General features: G+C 34.5%; 14 protein-coding genes, 1 tRNA gene and 1 pseudogene. 10 read left to right on the top strand and 6 right to left on the bottom strand.

The annotated features are described in order from the left end of the window. The first annotated feature begins 26 nt into the window (after positions 1-26). Positions 27-1067, top strand: coding sequence for a tRNA preQ1(34) S-adenosylmethionine ribosyltransferase-isomerase QueA (queA, locus tag GYX25_RS10745; protein ID WP_091350368.1), 1041 nt, complete (start codon positions 27-29; stop codon positions 1065-1067). A gap of 90 nt (positions 1068-1157) precedes the next feature. Here queA and GYX25_RS10740 read toward each other — a convergent pair whose 3' ends face one another. Beyond that, positions 1158-1835 (bottom strand): M48 family metalloprotease, encoded by a 678-nt coding sequence (locus GYX25_RS10740; protein ID WP_174787352.1) that lies wholly within the window; start codon positions 1833-1835, stop codon positions 1158-1160. Between the two features lie 138 nt (positions 1836-1973). Between GYX25_RS10740 and tgt the strand changes: the two genes are divergently transcribed. Both tgt and GYX25_RS10730 read left to right on the top strand, forming a co-directional pair. Continuing rightward, entirely contained in the window at positions 1974-3110 is a 1137-nt protein-coding gene (gene tgt, locus GYX25_RS10735) for a tRNA guanosine(34) transglycosylase Tgt (RefSeq protein ID WP_091350412.1), read from the top strand. 73 nt (positions 3111-3183) lie between these two features. Further along, positions 3184-3260, top strand: a tRNA-Pro gene (locus tag GYX25_RS10730). 172 nt (positions 3261-3432) lie between these two features. On the opposite strand, the gene GYX25_RS10725 is transcribed toward GYX25_RS10730, so the two are convergent. Continuing rightward, positions 3433-4464 carry a LacI family DNA-binding transcriptional regulator gene (locus GYX25_RS10725; protein ID WP_091350363.1) on the bottom strand — a complete coding sequence of 344 codons (1032 nt, stop codon included), beginning with the start codon at positions 4462-4464 and terminating at the stop codon, positions 3433-3435. 320 nt (positions 4465-4784) lie between these two features. Between GYX25_RS10725 and GYX25_RS10720 the strand changes: the two genes are divergently transcribed. Genes GYX25_RS10720 through GYX25_RS10710 form a run of 3 tightly spaced genes read left to right on the top strand, consistent with a single transcriptional unit; the run spans position 4785 to position 6915 of the window. Further along, on the top strand, positions 4785-5228 hold the full coding sequence (locus GYX25_RS10720) for a PTS sugar transporter subunit IIA (RefSeq protein WP_091350360.1): 444 nt from the start codon (positions 4785-4787) through the stop codon (positions 5226-5228). 32 nt (positions 5229-5260) lie between these two features. Beyond that, positions 5261-5533, top strand: a complete 273-nt coding sequence (locus tag GYX25_RS10715) for a PTS sugar transporter subunit IIB (RefSeq protein ID WP_091350357.1) — start codon at positions 5261-5263, stop codon at positions 5531-5533. 20 nt (positions 5534-5553) lie between these two features. Continuing rightward, entirely contained in the window at positions 5554-6915 is a 1362-nt protein-coding gene (locus GYX25_RS10710) for a PTS ascorbate transporter subunit IIC (protein ID WP_091350355.1), read from the top strand. Between the two features lie 183 nt (positions 6916-7098). On the opposite strand, the gene GYX25_RS10705 is transcribed toward GYX25_RS10710, so the two are convergent. Together GYX25_RS10705 and GYX25_RS10700 are read right to left on the bottom strand one after the other, a co-directional pair. Then, a complete protein-coding gene (locus GYX25_RS10705; protein ID WP_202983863.1) occupies positions 7099-8544 on the bottom strand; it encodes an APC family permease in 1446 nt (481 codons plus the stop codon). A 306-nt stretch (positions 8545-8850) separates the two neighbouring features. Continuing rightward, a pseudogene (locus GYX25_RS10700) lies at positions 8851-10170 on the bottom strand (MFS transporter). Positions 10171-10409: 239 nt separating this feature from the next. On the opposite strand from GYX25_RS10700, the gene GYX25_RS10695 reads away from it, so the two are divergent. Beyond that, a complete protein-coding gene (locus GYX25_RS10695) occupies positions 10410-11450 on the top strand; it encodes a tagatose 1,6-diphosphate aldolase (protein ID WP_174787351.1) in 1041 nt (346 codons plus the stop codon). 150 nt (positions 11451-11600) lie between these two features. On the opposite strand, the gene grxB is transcribed toward GYX25_RS10695, so the two are convergent. After that, on the bottom strand, positions 11601-12251 hold the full coding sequence (grxB, locus tag GYX25_RS10690) for a glutaredoxin 2 (RefSeq protein ID WP_091350344.1): 651 nt from the start codon (positions 12249-12251) through the stop codon (positions 11601-11603). Further along, positions 12248-12874 carry a Pr6Pr family membrane protein gene (locus GYX25_RS10685; protein WP_174787350.1) on the bottom strand — a complete coding sequence of 209 codons (627 nt, stop codon included), beginning with the start codon at positions 12872-12874 and terminating at the stop codon, positions 12248-12250. Before GYX25_RS10685 ends, grxB begins: the two co-directional genes overlap by 4 nt. Before the next feature lie 140 nt (positions 12875-13014). On the opposite strand from GYX25_RS10685, the gene xerD reads away from it, so the two are divergent. The 3 genes from xerD (at position 13015) to recJ (ending at position 16462) form a co-directional block, all read left to right on the top strand. Continuing rightward, positions 13015-13929, top strand: coding sequence for a site-specific tyrosine recombinase XerD (gene xerD, locus GYX25_RS10680; protein WP_174787349.1), 915 nt, complete (start codon positions 13015-13017; stop codon positions 13927-13929). 25 nt (positions 13930-13954) lie between these two features. Further along, on the top strand, positions 13955-14653 hold the full coding sequence (gene dsbC / locus GYX25_RS10675; protein ID WP_174787348.1) for a bifunctional protein-disulfide isomerase/oxidoreductase DsbC: 699 nt from the start codon (positions 13955-13957) through the stop codon (positions 14651-14653). 72 nt (positions 14654-14725) lie between these two features. Next, complete coding sequence (gene recJ, locus GYX25_RS10670) at positions 14726-16462, top strand: single-stranded-DNA-specific exonuclease RecJ (protein ID WP_174787347.1); 1737 nt, start codon at positions 14726-14728, stop codon at positions 16460-16462. The last annotated feature ends 58 nt before the right edge of the window (positions 16463-16520 follow it).

Below are 16520 nucleotides of genomic sequence, written 5' to 3'. Positions count from 1 at the left end.
CGCCTCATTTTTTGAGGAAAAAAATTATGCAACTATCCGATTTTGATTTTTATCTTCCTAAAGAGCTAATTGCTAAACACCCTAAAAAAACCAGAAGCGCGTGCCGACTTTTATCTCTTAATAGCCATACAGGTAAAATTGAAGATAAGGTATTCACTGATATTGTTGATAAAATCAATCCTGGAGATTTACTTGTTTTTAATGACACAAAAGTTATTCCTGCTCGCTTATATGGGAAAAAAGCATCAGGTGGAAAAATTGAAATACTAATTGAAAGATTATTAGATGGTAACCGTGCTCTTGCACATATTAAAGCATCGAAATCCCCAAAAGCAGGTGCTGAACTGATACTAGGGGAAGATACCTCCATTAGTGTTATTATGTTAGCACGCCACGATGCGTTATTTGAATTGCAATTTCCTGATAATGTACTTAACATTTTAGATAAAATTGGTCATATTCCATTACCACCTTATATAAATCGTCCAGATGATGAACAAGATCGTGAAGTTTATCAAACAGTTTATAACAGAGTACCTGGTGCTGTTGCTGCACCAACGGCAGGTCTTCATTTTGATAAACCTCTATTAGAAAAATTAAAACAAAAAGGGGTTGAAATGGCATTTGTCACTCTACATGTTGGTGCAGGAACATTTCAACCAGTTAGAGTTGAAAATATTGAAACGCATGTTATGCACTCAGAGTATGCCGAAGTACCTGAATCTGTTGTGGAAGCAGTGTTAGCGTGTAAAGCAAGAAACAATAAAGTTATCGCTGTGGGGACAACATCTGTTCGAGCTTTAGAAAGTGCAGCTCAAAAAACAGGTAAAATAGCACCTTTTTTTGCTGATACTCAAATTTTTATATATCCGGGCTATCAATTTAAGGTTATTGATTCACTGATAACTAATTTCCATTTACCTGAATCAACGTTGATTATGCTTGTTTCTGCATTTGCTGGTTACAAAAATACCATGGATGCCTATCAACATGCAGTTAATGAAAAATATCGATTTTTTAGTTATGGTGATGCAATGTTTATCACCACTCAGGATAACCAATCTTAAAAGCATGTTAAATAAATAGCCAAATAAAGTTAAACTAAGCTTTAGTAGCTAAAACTTGTTTGGCTATTTTAAAACTATCAATATAAATACTTATTTACTGCTTAATCTATCTAAAATACGATCAATACGTTTTGTATTTGATGGATGTGATGTTATTTTTTTTGTTGAATGAATCGGCATCTTTTTTAACATAGTGACAAGCCCCATAGGGTTAATATTTTCGCGTATTAATAAATCTAAAGCATAATGATCAGCTTCAAACTCATATTGTTGAGCAATATCTTCTTTAATAAGAACAATGATATCGTCATTAACTATTTCAACATAAGGGGCGAGTCTGAATGATTTTATAGCATGTTTAAGGGCAATATGAGCTTGTTCATGAGCTAAAACCGCCTGTAGCTCATTATCACTCAGTAATTTCATAAGCCCACTATTTATACGAATACAACCATTACCTGTAGACCAAGCATTAGGATCGGTATTTAAATAAACTTTGTAAGTTACTTCAATATTATTAACCTGTTTAGGTAATGTTTGGGTTAGCATTTCAAGTTTTTTATAAAGCCAACTATTTTCATTAGCAATAACAGATCGTTTATCTGATTGAGCACACGATTGAGCCCCAATAGCCATAAGATCTTGTTCAGATAACTGTTTAATTTGTTCTGAAGTAATAATAAATTTAGTTTCATTCTTTTGGTTTTGACAACCAGCCAGTAAACTAAATAAAAAGCATAACATTAAAAATGAAATAATATGTTTCAAAGGTCTTAACTCCTTTCAATATTGTCTATTGCGCCCTAGCACGATAAACTATGCCCCCGCAAATGAATGATACAGCTACGTATTATAACAATGATTGGCGCCAAACTGTTTATTTGGTCGCAAGAGGTTAATAAAAAAATGAAATTTGAATTAGATAATACCGACGGGTTAGCACGTCGAGGTCGCATGAAATTCGATCGACGAGGGATCGAATATACTGTTGAAACTCCAGCATTTATGCCTGTTGGTACTTATGGAACCGTAAAAGGTATGACACCTGAAGAGGTTGCAACAACCGGAGCTCAAATCTTACTTGGTAATACATTCCATTTATGGTTAAGACCTGGGCAAGAAATCATGCGCAAACATGGCGACTTACATGATTTTATGCAATGGCATGGCCCAATTTTAACCGATTCTGGTGGATTCCAAGTTTTTAGTTTAGGTGATATTCGCAAAATAAAAGAAGAAGGCGTCTATTTCCGTAATCCAATCAACGGGGATTCAATTTTCTTATCCCCCGAAATTTCAATGGAAATTCAATACGATTTAGGTTCAGATATTGTCATGATTTTTGATGAATGTGCGCCCTTTCCAGCAGATTGGGATTACGTCAAAAAATCAATGGAAATGTCATTACGCTGGGCCAAACGAAGTCGCCAGAGATTTGATGAATTAGGCAACAAAAATGCGCTATTTGGTATCGTGCAAGGAGGTATACATCAGGAATTACGTGATATCTCAATTAAAGGATTAACCGAAATTGGCTTCGATGGCTATGCAGTTGGGGGATTGGCTGTTGGAGAACCTAAAGCGGATATGCACCGAATTTTAGAAGGTACTTGTCCACAATTACCTGCCGATAAACCTCGTTACCTAATGGGAGTAGGTAAACCTGAAGATTTAGTTGAAGGAGTACGCCGCGGAATTGATATGTTTGACTGTGTAATGCCAACCCGAAATGCGCGTAATGGCCACTTATTTGTTACCGATGGTGTGATAAAAATCCGGAATGCTAAATATAAAGACGACACCACACCACTTGATCCTCATTGTGACTGTTATACGTGTAAGAATTATACAAAATCTTATCTTCATCATTTAGATAAGTGTGGTGAGATTTTAGGTGCGCGTTTAAATACCATCCACAATTTACGTTATTACCAACGCTTAATGGCAGAAATTCGTGAAGCTGTTGCTAACAAACGTTACGAAGATTTTGTTGTCGAATTTTATCAACGCATAGGTAAAACACCGGCACCTTTATCAAAATAAACACGTAATGGGCATAATTTTTTGCGGTAAGTATTGACACTTTTTAGTTAGCGCAGTATTATGCGCTTCCTAACGGCGAGTAGCGCAGCTTGGTAGCGCAACTGGTTTGGGACCAGTGGGTCGGAGGTTCGAATCCTCTCTCGCCGACCAATTTTATTAGAAAAGCCTGCTCACATGAGCAGGCTTTTTTATTATCTCTATTTCAAAATGATAACAACCGATTTATATTTCAAACATAACTTAGCAAAATAACGTTGCATCAGCAATGCAACTAAAAACTAGCATCTAATATCGTCTTTATTCTATCTAATCTTTATCAAAGCTATAAACTGGCACGGGATTTAATGACAGGGAGTAATGTCGATAAATCTGACTTATGCTGTTTTACTATGTTTTTTAGCTTATTTAATAATAAAATTGCAATATATTCCCCTATTTGTTTGGATTGCAATGCCACTGTTGTCAAAGGGGGACAGCTAACTTGACTAAACTCACTATCACCAAATCCGCTCACAGCTAATTGATAAGGAACACGAATATGTCTCCGCTGACATTCATACAGTACACCACAAGCTAATTCATCTGTAGTACAAATTAGAGCATCAAGTTCTGACCAGTTCAAAAGTATATCCGGTAACAGTTCTGCGCCAGTACTGAAATTAGCAGGTTTTGCAGCATTAACTATCCGATGAGAAGGTAAATGATAAGTAAGCATCGCTTTGTGCCAACCATGCAAGCGTTGTTGAAAAAGATGATATTGCTGATTGGCACACAGCAATCCGATATTTTGGTAACCTTTTTTAATTACATGCTCGGTTAATTTATACATTGCAAGACTATCATCAAATTCAACATTAATGTCTATTAATTCTTCATGTTTTTTCCCAATATTCATAATCGGTACTGTTTTATTTTGAATAATTTTTTCTATTAGATCATCATTTTCAATATAAAAGAGTAATATTGCTTCAAGATTATGACTGTATAGTGTGTCTAAAAATTGTGATTCACACTTATTGTAGTGATAAGATTCGATGATTAATGTCGTATAACCTTCCTTTGCTAGATGTGTTTGCAGCACACCTAGCAATATTTGTGCTGAATGGTCATAAATTTTTGTTGTAATAACTGCAATAACGCGATTAGCAGAAGCGGATGCCAATAAACTCGCGGCTATATTGGGTTTATATCCTAACGTATCAACAGCTAATTGGACCTTTTGACGAAGCTTATCAGAAACTTTTTCTGGCATGCGTAAAGCTCTTGATACTGTCATTGTTCCCACACCAGCATATTTAGCGACATCAAATAAGGTAATTTGCCCTGTGCCTCTGCGTTTTTTCGTATCCTGCATCTTTCATTCCGATTGAATTTAACATAGTTTTTATTTATGCAAACCTTGCTTTAAAAATAGAAAAGTAACAGAAAATGACTTATTAACTATGTCTGGTATAACGAGTTTTAAACTACCACTTTCTGTATAATATTATTATGCCAATATTAAATTATTTTAGAATTAATTCTTTAAAATGTTATCTGTATCACACAATAGGTAACATTTTTATCTACTTTTGATAGCGCTATCACATTTCTACTATTTTTTAATTCCTATTGTTACTCAGTATGTTAACTTGCTTAATAACAATCAATAATAACAATTTTAATGGAGGTAGAATGTTAAAAACATGGTTAACCTGTAAAACAGTTAATGTTGTCGATTCTGTCAGTGATTGGAAAGAGGCAATACAACTTTGTGCTGTGCCATTATTAGAAAATAATACCATTACACCAAGTTATATTAAGGCTATTTTTGAGCTGCACGAATCAATAGGGCCTTATTACGTATTGGCACCGGGTATTGCGATGCCCCATGCTAGACCAGAACAAGGTGTAAATCAATTAGGCTTATCCATGTTATTAGTCAAGCAAGGAGTTAAATTTAACTCTCAAGAGAATGATCCTGTCTATTTAATTACTTTATTAGCAGCCAATGATAGCACCAGCCACATTGAGATGTTAACACAATTGGCAACACTCTTCAGTGAATCAAACGATATCCAAACAATTTTTAATTCACAAAATCGTGATGAAATATTAGCTGTTATCGAACGTTATTAAATTCAATTAAAATCAACAAAAGGATAAACAAAATGAAAATTATGGCAGTTTGTGGTTCAGGCCTTGGCAGTAGTTTTATGGTTGAAATGAATATTAAAAAAGTCATTAAAAAACTAAATATTGATGCAGAAGTCACTCATGCAGATCTTGCATCTGCAACACCCGATCAAGCAGATCTGTTTGTTATGACAAAAGATTTAGCCGCCAGTTCAGGCATTCCAAACGATAAATTGGTCATTTTAAACAATATAATAGATATCAATGACTTAGAAGCAAAGCTTGTTGAATATTTTGCAAAGCATTAGTCAAATTATGAGGTATTGCTATGATTCAAGAAATAATAAAATTTATTGTTGATATTCTAAAGGCACCAGCTGTATTAGTTGGGCTTATTGCAATGGCAGGGCTTGTCGTTCAACGTAAATCATTTGCTGATACAGTAAAAGGTACTGTTAAAACCATTTTAGGATTTTTGGTATTAAGCGGTGGTGCTACTGTACTTATTAGCGCAATTACACCGTTAGGCATGATGTTTGAGCAAGCTTTTAAATTGCAAGGTATTATTCCGAATAACGAAGCAATTGTCTCTCTGGCATTAAACAAGTATGGCACTGCAACTGCCTTAATTATGGCATTTGGTATGGTTGCCAATATTGTCGTTGCACGGTTTACCCGTTTGAAATTTATATTCTTAACAGGACACCATACTTTTTATATGGCTTGTATGATTAGTATTATTCTAACTGTAGCTGGTTTTGAAAGCTGGCAATTAGTGTTGACTGGTTCATTAGTACTTGGTCTTATTATGGCTTTCTTCCCTGCTTTAGCTCAACCACAAATGCGCAAAATTACAGGTAATGATGATGTAGCATTTGGCCACTTTGGGACTTTAGGATATGTTCTAGCTGGTTATCTTGGTAAATTAGTGGGTAAAAATTCTCGTTCAACTGAAGATATGAATTTACCTAAAAATTTAAGCTTTTTAAGGGATAGTTCAATTTCTATCTCACTAACGATGATGATCATCTATTTAATTCTTGCCATATTTGCTGGTTCTGATTACGTCGAAACCTCTTTAAGCAAAGGAGATAATTATCTCGTTTATGCAATCATTGAAGCAATTACCTTTGCCGCTGGTGTTTTTATTATTTTGCAAGGTGTTAGACTAATTCTTGCGGAAATCGTACCTGCATTTACCGGTTTCTCAGAAAAATTAGTTCCAAATGCCAAACCTGCATTAGATTGTCCAGTGGTTTTCCCGTATGCACCTAATGCTGTTTTAATTGGCTTCCTATTTAGTTTTCTTGGCGGATTAGTTGGCCTATTTGTTTTAGGCAAATTAAATACAGTACTTATACTACCTAGTGTAGTTCCTCATTTTTTCTGTGGTGCAACAGCTGGAGTATTTGGTAATGCAATGGGAGGACGTCGTGGTGCAATGCTTGGCGCTTTTGCTAATGGTTTATTGGTCACATTTTTACCCGTTGTGTTATTGCCTGTATTAGGATCATTAGGTTTTGCAAATACGACCTTCTCTGATGTCGACTTCTGTGGCATTGGGATCATCCTTGGAAATATGGCTAAATGGTTTAATAAAGATATAATAATGGGGATTATTATAGCCATTTTTGCCATATTGGTGATTTATAATTATATTGCTAAACCTAAAGTTGATACAAAAAATTAAGCATACTTAACATAAACGCTAATCATATTAGATATGCTAATTGTAGAAAAACCCTCGATATAATCGGGGGTTTATTTTTTTATTTAGCAAAAAATAAGCTTTTTAATTCTGCCAATAAAGTTTCTTTTACTGATACTTTAAAATAGCATCAAACAAACTATTTAATTAGTAATTAAGGTGCCATTATCTAGCCATACTACCATACATGATTAATATAGCAACAACACCGATTGCCAATATCGCTGTTGTGTATTGTGTTTTGACACGATACTTTTTCACTTCACCAACTGACAGATCTCTATTTTGGTTTTTACGTTGATAGTAATAGTACATTGGTAAACCAATTAATGTCAGTACGATTGATGCAATACCATTTTCTGTTTGATGAATCAGCATACCATAAATGACATAAAGAGAACCCGCAATAGCAATAATAGGGATAAGAGGATAGCCAATTACTTTATAAGATCTTGGTATATTAGGGTATTTTTTTCTGGCTATAATAACACCAATAAAAGTTAATAAATAAAAAACCCAAATCGAAAACATCGAAATTTCAGACAAACGATCAGCATCTAATAATACCGAGTATAAAAATGAAAAAACGACAAGCACTAAAATTGCATTTACCGGTGAACGGCTATCTTCATCTATTGTGCTTAAATAGCGCGCACCAACGATATTGCCTCGCTCAGCCATACTAAAAATAGTACGTGATAATGTCATGATATAGCCATTAATTCCGCCCAAAATTGAGACCATGATACCAACTGCAACCAAATTACCACCTAAATGTCCAAACAGACGTTGTGATGCAACAGAAGAAGCCTTATGTCCTAATGAGACCATCTCTTGAACTGGAAAGATTTTAAATAATGCAATATTGATACAAGCATAGACAATGACTAAAAATATAATTCCCAAAATAATTGCTTTAGGCAATACTTTAGCTGGATTATTAATTTCACCCGCAACCGATGCTACTTGAGCCCAGCCATCATAAGCAAATAATGTAGCTAAGATCGCAACAGCAAAGGGGGCATACGTCTCAATACCCTGACCACTAGCACTAAATAATGCAACTTGCCCATTACCTTTACATAATCCAAATATCGCTAGTAACAATATTGGGATCAATTTACAAGCCGTCGCAATAGTTTGCAGATAGCCAGCTTGTTTAACACCAATTGCATTAATAAAAGCAATAAAACCTAATGCTCCAGCTCCTACTGCCATTTTGTATGTACTTTCAATTTCAAATAATGAACAAAACACCGAACTAAAATAGCCTACTAGTGCACCAATTAAAGCAGGCGAAAAAATGACTGTCATCATCCAACCATAAAGATGAGAAATTTTGGCACCATAGATTTTTTCTAAATAAACGAGCATTCCACCTGTTTTTGGAAACATTACACCTAGTTCACAAAGTGTTAACCCGCCACAAATAGAAATAACACCACCAATGAACCAAGCTAATAGTGCATAATAATAATCACCAGCGACTTCTAGTACTGCAGGGGGTTTCATAAAAGCACCTGCCCCTAAAACCATTCCCACAACCAGTGATAATGCAGAAACTAAACCAAGATCTTTTCTCAATTTATTTTCTAAATTATGTTCTGACATAAAGATTCCTTTAAACATATAAATAAACGTGAAAAATTTATTCATAATAGGGGTTTATTTATAAAATACAAGAAAGATTAACTTTGCCTAATTAAAAACTTAAAAAATAAGTATGATAAAATAAATAAAAAGTCAGCAAGAGCTGACTTTTTATTCTCTATATTTTTGAAAAATTATTCATTTTTCTTCGTTTTCATATCAACAACCATACGACCTCGAATTTTACCAGCCTACATTTTCTCAATCATATCATTGATATTTTCCTATATAACTAAATAATAATTAAAGTTCTACGATCAGTATTTATTATGCAATATCTTTAGCAATATACTTTTGACTGTTATTATTAATTAATAAAAATAACCCAATCAATGCACCAAATCCAAATAATCCAATAACATAAATGGCAGGCGCCATTTTGCTCACAAAATCACTCAAAAAGGAGATCAACAAAGGGGTTAATCCGCCGGTAATGGCATAAGCCATATTAAATGAAAACGATACCCCACTGTAACGAATCTGAGTAGGAAACACGGTCACCATAAAATAAGCAAAAGAACCAACAATACCAACGACAAAACCCGTTAATGAATAAGTCACGAATAAAAGATGCGGATTATCTAATGAAAGATAAAAAATAGCGATAACAATGGTTGCAATAGTACAACCTATAAATATCACTTTTCCCATAGCAAATTTATCCATCATCATTCCATAAAAAGTACAACTTATAATGAGCCCAATAATTGCTAATATATTCCCTTGCAACGCATCGATCGACGAGTAACCAAATTGCTTTTGTAATAAAATTGGCGTCATTAGCATAATCACCATAATACCCGCAGACAGCACCCAAGTGAGTAGCATTGACAAAATAGTCTGAGATAAATACTGCGTCAACACAGTAATAACTGGTATTTTTTTAGCCAATTCTTGTTGTTTACGCTTTTGCATTTCCAGAAAAATTGGTGTTTCTTTTAACCAACGACGTAAATACATTGCAATCAATCCAAAAACACCACCAATAATAAATGGTATACGCCATCCCCAATCAATAAGTTGTTCGGCTGATAGGCATTTATTTATAGCCGTTGAAACTAACGAACCGAGTAAAATACCGAGACTTAATCCACTGGTTAAAATGCCACATGCCAATCCAATTTTATTTTTCGGCACATGCTCAGCAACAAAAGTCCAAGCCCCAGGAACTTCACCACCAACCGCTAATCCCTGACACAATCGCATTAATAACAATAATAGAGGTGCAAAAATACCAATATGCGTGTAAGTAGGTAAACAACCTATAAATAGTGTTGGTAATGCCATAAGTAATATACTTAACGTAAACATTTTTTTGCGACCGAACAGATCGCCAAAGTGCGCCATTACAATACCGCCGAATGGGCGAATCAAATATCCAGCAGCAAAAATACCAAAAGTTTGAACTTGACTAAGCCAAGCCGGCATATCATTTGGAAAAAACAGATGACTTATGGTTATTGAAAAAAAAACAAAAATAATAAAATCATAAAATTATAATGCTCCACCTAATGCGGAAAGAGCCAATGTTTTATAGTCCTGAGCATTTAGAGTTCTTGTCGGTGTATGGGTTACTACATCTTGCATGAGGATCCTTGTAAATTATTGTTTACATACAGTTTAATATTGTGAACTACTATACCCTAACGCTTATTTTTTTAAAGGAAATATTTGCTCACACGATGATGTAAACTCAATCATCATCGCATTACATAATAATTGAGTTCGCTTTAATAAAGTATAGCGCTAAAACTAGCACGAATGATTAATAAATAGTCAAACAAAAAAACTACAATAGTACATCTTACTAAATGGAGAGCTATAAAATGGCTAAAAAATGTATTTCTCGTGGCAAATTCACACGTATGCAGCAATTATCAAACCAAGATGGCGTTATCGCTGCATTAGCGATAGATCAACGAGGTTCAATGGTTAAGATGATGGAGTCGGCCGTTGGAAAAGATCGTTATCATATTGATATGGTGTATGAATTTAAGGAACTTGTTTCTCAAGAGTTAACTAAATATGTCAGTGCAATTTTGTTAGATGAAGAATATGGTTTTAAAGGCATGGCTGCCAAAAACAGCAATGCTGGATTAATCATGTCATACGAAAAAACGGGATATGATGCCAATACGCCAGGACGATTGCCCGATATTTTGCCAGAAGATTCATTACAACGTTTAATAAAAAAAGGGGCGGATGCTGCAAAAGTATTGGTTTATTATAATCCTGATGATCCTCAAGATATTTTAGATAAAAAGCACGCTTTTTTAGAACGTTTAGGCAATGAGGCAAGAGCGGCTGATATTCCAGTTTTTGTTGAACCTATTGTATATGATAACGTGATAACTGATGATAAAAGCCCTGAATTTGCAAAAATCAAACCACAAAAAGTCATTAATACCATTAAAGAATTTACTAAAGAGCAATATTACATTGATATTTTAAAAGTCGAAGTTCCTGTGCTCTTTAAAAATGTAGAAGGCTTTAACGACAACAACATCGTTGTCTACACGCAAAAACAAGCAGCAGACTACTTTAAACAAGCAAGCGATGCTGCAACGCGCCCTTTCATTTACTTAAGTGCTGGCGTGCCAACAAAAACTTTCCACCAAGAACTGATTTTTGCCGGTGAACATGGTGCTAAATATAGCGGTATTTTAGGCGGTCGTGCAACATGGTTTGAAGGTGTTGCAGCCTATGCAAATGGTGGTAAAGAGGGCTTAAAACGTTGGTTAGATCAAACTGGTCGTGAAAACGTTGAACAGCTTAACAAAATATTAAAACAATACGCTACACCTTGGTATGATATCTATGGTGGTAAAGATAATATTGAAGTGATTGATATTAAATTAAGTAATTAACATAACCATCTAATATAATTAATAACAATAAGTTGTTAATAAATCAAAAAAAACGGGGGTATCTCTATTTCCCCCGTTCTTTATTATGGTGTGACGTTTTATAACGATGGATTAACATCCAAAAAATAGTGAAATCGACATTCCTGATTATTAAATGGCTCTATCAAAAAACAGATCAACCTTCGTTCGGTCTGCCATTGATTGAATATAATCCTTAATTTTAGGCGGAAAAGTTAAAGTTTTTACACACGTCAAATTTCGTAAAATGGGAAACAAACAGATATCATCTAAAGACAATTGACCATTACACGCATTTGGCGAAACAATCAATGAATCAAGTTTATTTAATACATCTGAAACGGCAGAAACTAATGAATCGGTTTGCATCAAACATTCATCAAACGACCCCATTTTCTTCGATTTACTAGTGACAAAATAATCAATAGCACTTTGTGTTGCAAATTCGGCTAAACCCAGTTTTATATAACGTGGACACACTAGCTTATAATCATATTGTTGTAACTCTTTTATTCTCTTTGCAATATTTGAAGATCTCAAACCAGTTAAAATCGGACTACCGCCATAATTGGTATCAACATAATCAACAATATCTAGGCTTTCTGGCATATAACTGCCATCATCTTTTTGTAAAATAGGTGCCATTTTTTCACCAATCATACGCTCTGGTAATGCAAAATCATCGCTCAGTAATACCTGCAGTTCAACCGATACATTTTTTAAACCAAAAATCATTCTAGCCCTGACACAAAAAGGACAATGTTCATAAATATACAGTTTCATTTTCGACTCCTTAAGCAGTCAATTGCCCAACATAAAAAAGCTAATCCCAAAAAGAATAAAAAAATCTTACTCACAGCAAATAGCGCTTGAAAATAACCAACCTGCACAACATTAATAAAAGGATAAGGATATTGATTAGTATAATAACCTCGAATAAAAATATAAACGCCATATCCAATCATCGATAATAGTGATCCAACGATGACCTTAACATTAATTCGTCGAAATGGCCCCCAAATAAACCAACTTAATACTCCCAAAATAGGGATGACAACATGTAAACTTTCATTAGCTATTTTCAACAGTGTATTAGGTGGATTATGAATACTTCTTAACACTAAGTTATATATAATAATGGTGATAATCACACCAACTAATCCATTCAACCGAATAACTTTAAAACTATACCTGTGACAATTAGGATTGGCAGCTAGCCAAAAACAACTCAATGCCAACATTAAATTCGATAAAACAGTAAAGAAACTATAATAATAAACTAATCGCCCTATTGAAGAACTTGGTTGCCACGGACGAAATCGAGTATGACAATAAATATAAGTTTCCATGGCAATAATAAAGATAGCAAACAACGCAATAAAAAGATTAACACTTCGCTTTAACATAAATAATATTAAAATAACCAAAACCGCAGTATATAGTAATTAATAAAGAAAATAAAAAATAAGCTACAGCTGTTATAAAAGAAACTTATTGACAAATAGTATATAATGTAACGAATAAATGTAATGTAGAGATGATTTTGATGTCTAATCAAGACACGCCAACCCAAAATAAACGGTTAATAGAACGTTTTCTAGATTCATTATGGCTAGAAAGAAACTTAGCTGAAAATACCATTGAATCTTATAGGCTTGATTTGTTGGCATTAAATCAATTCTTACAACAACAAAATGTCACCTTTCTGGCTGCACAAACACATAATTTACAAGAATTTTTAATGCAACGCGTAAAAGATGGGTATAAAGCAAGTAGTTCTGCACGTTTACTTAGCGCAACTAAACGTTTTTTTCAGTATTTATATCAGGAAAATTATCGTACCGATGATCCCTCTGCGGTGCTATCATCCCCTAAACTTCCCCAAAAATTGCCTAAAGATTTAACCGAATCACAAGTGAGTGAGTTACTTGAATCTCCTAGTATCGAAGATCCTATCGAACTAAGAGATAAAGCCATGTTAGAAGTACTTTATGCAACAGGCTTGCGCGTTTCCGAGCTAGTAAATTTAGAAATTAGTGATATTAGTTTACGACAAGGCGTCGTAAGAGTTATAGGAAAAGGAAACAAAGAACGCCTAGTACCACTGGGAGAAGAAGCCATTTATTGGCTTGAATATTATTTTAAATATGCCCGAAACGATCTTCTAAAAAACGGCGCTATTGACGCTCTCTTCCCAAGCCGATTAGGTAAAAAAATGACACGACAGACGTTTTGGCATAGAATAAAATATTATGCCATACTGACTGGCATCAATATTGAGGCACTTTCGCCCCATGTGCTTCGACATGCTTTCGCAACCCATTTACTTAATCATGGAGCGGATTTACGTGTTGTACAAATGTTGCTTGGACACAGTAGCTTATCAACTACACAGATTTATACTCATGTGGCAACAGAAAGATTAAAACAATTACATAGTAAACATCATCCTCGAGCATAATACTCGAAAAAATAAGGATAATTAAATGAAAAAATTAGTTTTAGGTTTGGTATTAATATCAACTACAGCGCTAGCAAGTAATGCCGATATTATTAATTCGATGGGTAAATTAGGCTACAATGAACAAAATATCAAAATTACAACTAGCCCCATAAACGGTTTAAAAAGTGTCAAAACACCTGATGGTATTTTTTATGTTACTGATGATGGAAAATACCTAAGTCAAGGTCCTATTTATGACGTTCAAGGCGAGCAACCTGAAAATATCGCCAATAGCTACAATCTTAGCTTAATAAAATCAATTGAAAACGATGCTATCGTTTATAAAGCTAATAATGAAAAATACATCATTTCAGTTTTTACTGATTACACTTGCCATTACTGTCAATTACTACATGAAAATATCAATAAATATTTAGACGCGGGTATTTCTGTACACTATTTTGCTTTCCCTCGCGCAGGCGCTGACAGTGATGTTGGTAAAAACATGCAATCCATTTGGAGTGTAACTGACCGTAAAACAGCATTTGAGAATGCTTATAAAGGCAACACCATTCCTAAAGCTAACAGTATGGTGCCTTACGTAACACAGCAATTCAATATCGGTAGAAAAATCGGAATTAATGGTACACCAGCGATTATTTTACCTGATGGAGAATTGGTTTCTGGTTATGTTCCAGCAGATAAATTAATTGAAACTTTAGATAAAAAAGTAAATAAATAACAATTAACAAATTATTTCTGTTAAAAATTAAAACATAATACATGCTAGCGCCAACACGCTAGCATATAAAATATGAAAAAAAATAAATTAATACATCGTAGATTAGTTGAAGTATATCCAGAATTTACTAATGATATTCCGCTATTATTGCAGCGAATTTATGCCTTGCGTGGCATTACTAACATGCAAGAGCTTGACTACAGCACGCGCAATCTTTGCAATTACAATAAATTAGAAGGTATTGAAAAAGCCGTTGAAATTCTTTATTCAGCAATGAAGAATAATGAACACATCATGATTGTTGGCGATTTTGATACCGACGGAGCTACAAGCACAGCCTTAACAGTTAGAGCACTTAAAAATATGGGCTGTCAATTTGTTGATTACATCATTCCAGATCGCTTTGACGATGGGTATGGATTAAGTATATCGGTTGTAAAAAAAGCTATTCTACAAAAAGCCCAGCTCATTATTACCGTTGACAATGGCATTTCTGCCACTGAGGCTGTTGATTTTGCCAAACAATCAAATTTATCGGTAATTATTACCGACCACCATTTATGCCCCGAGCAATTACCTAATGCCGATGCAATAATCAACCCTAATTTACCTAATTGTAGTTTTCCATCCAAGCATTTAGCCGGAGTGGGTGTAGCTTTTTATTTTATGCTAGCTTTACGCGCAAAATTACGACAAGAAAACTGGTTTGCTGACAAGAATTTGACCGAATATAATGTGGCAAATTTATTAGATTTAGTTGCTTTAGGTACTATTGCTGATGTGGTTAAACTTGATCACAATAATCGCATTTTAGTTCACCAAGGTATAAACAGAATTCGATCTGGATATTGTAGTGAAGGTATCAAAGCCTTATTACATATCGCTAAAAAAGATCAAGCTTCTTTAACTTCAACAGATTTGGCTTTTTATATAGCGCCAAGATTAAACGCTGCAGGTAGAATGGACAATATGGCATTGGGCGTTCAATTATTACTTTGCGATAATTATGATTCAGCTATCAACAAAGCCACAGATCTTGATAATCTCAATAACGATCGAAAGCTCATTGAACAAACGATGCATGAAGAAGCTTTATCGTTTATTGAAGAAGTTGAAAAACAAAACACCTCCATTCCTAACTTACTTGTGTTTTATCACCCTGAATGGCACCAAGGTATTATTGGCATTTTATCGTCACGTTTAAAAGATAAATATTATCGGCCAGTTATATCATTTGCCTCAACGCAAGACGGTTTTTTAAAAGGCTCTGGTCGCTCAATTAAAGGGCTACACCTGCGAGATCTTATTGATGAGTTAAATCAGCAACACCCTGATTTAATAACCAGCTTTGGTGGCCACGCAATGGCGGTTGGATTAACTATTCGCGAAGAAGATTTAGAACGTTTTAAAATCAGCATTGAAGCACTCTTAGACACACGATTAAAACCTGATTTACTAAAACAGGTTATTGAAACTGATGGTGAAATAGATAGCCAAGATTTTACTTACGCAATTGCCAAGCAAGTAAAAGAATCGGGCCCATGGGGCGAAGGGTTTTGTGCTCCCATTTTTGATGGTGAATTTATTATTCATCAACAACGATTATTGGCCGACAAACACCTTAAATTGGTATTGGAGCCCCAAAATGGAGGTCCACTTATTGAGGGGATATGTTTTAATGTAAATAGACAGCAATGGCCTGATCAATCAATAAAAAATGTAAAAATAATTTATCATTTAGATGTTGATGAATTTCGCGGCAACCAAGCACTAAATTTAGTCATTAAGCATCTATGGCCTATCGCATAAACAACTAGGATCTATTATAATTGCAAAGTTGCGCTGAATATTCATCTAATTGCTGACC

It is taken from the genome of Gilliamella sp. ESL0254, from assembly GCF_013344985.1.
In the GTDB taxonomy this organism is placed as follows: Bacteria; Pseudomonadota; Gammaproteobacteria; order Enterobacterales; family Orbaceae; genus Gilliamella; species Gilliamella bombicola.
This window is presented reverse-complemented; position numbering and strand designations above follow the sequence as displayed.

Coding starts and splice junctions, on each gene's coding strand:
- grxB (WP_091350344.1), bottom strand. CDS start 12,251: ATGAAACTGTATATTTATGAACATTGTCCTTTTTGTGTCAGGGCTAGA.
- GYX25_RS10720 (WP_091350360.1), top strand. CDS start 4,785: ATGTTAAAAACATGGTTAACCTGTAAAACAGTTAATGTTGTCGATTCT.
- GYX25_RS10695 (WP_174787351.1), top strand. CDS start 10,410: ATGGCTAAAAAATGTATTTCTCGTGGCAAATTCACACGTATGCAGCAA.
- recJ (WP_174787347.1), top strand. CDS start 14,726: ATGAAAAAAAATAAATTAATACATCGTAGATTAGTTGAAGTATATCCA.
- dsbC (WP_174787348.1), top strand. CDS start 13,955: ATGAAAAAATTAGTTTTAGGTTTGGTATTAATATCAACTACAGCGCTA.
- queA (WP_091350368.1), top strand. CDS start 27: ATGCAACTATCCGATTTTGATTTTTATCTTCCTAAAGAGCTAATTGCT.
- GYX25_RS10725 (WP_091350363.1), bottom strand. CDS start 4,464: ATGCAGGATACGAAAAAACGCAGAGGCACAGGGCAAATTACCTTATTT.
- tgt (WP_091350412.1), top strand. CDS start 1,974: ATGAAATTTGAATTAGATAATACCGACGGGTTAGCACGTCGAGGTCGC.
- GYX25_RS10685 (WP_174787350.1), bottom strand. CDS start 12,874: ATGTTAAAGCGAAGTGTTAATCTTTTTATTGCGTTGTTTGCTATCTTT.
- GYX25_RS10715 (WP_091350357.1), top strand. CDS start 5,261: ATGAAAATTATGGCAGTTTGTGGTTCAGGCCTTGGCAGTAGTTTTATG.
- xerD (WP_174787349.1), top strand. CDS start 13,015: ATGTCTAATCAAGACACGCCAACCCAAAATAAACGGTTAATAGAACGT.
- GYX25_RS10710 (WP_091350355.1), top strand. CDS start 5,554: ATGATTCAAGAAATAATAAAATTTATTGTTGATATTCTAAAGGCACCA.
- GYX25_RS10705 (WP_202983863.1), bottom strand. CDS start 8,544: ATGTCAGAACATAATTTAGAAAATAAATTGAGAAAAGATCTTGGTTTA.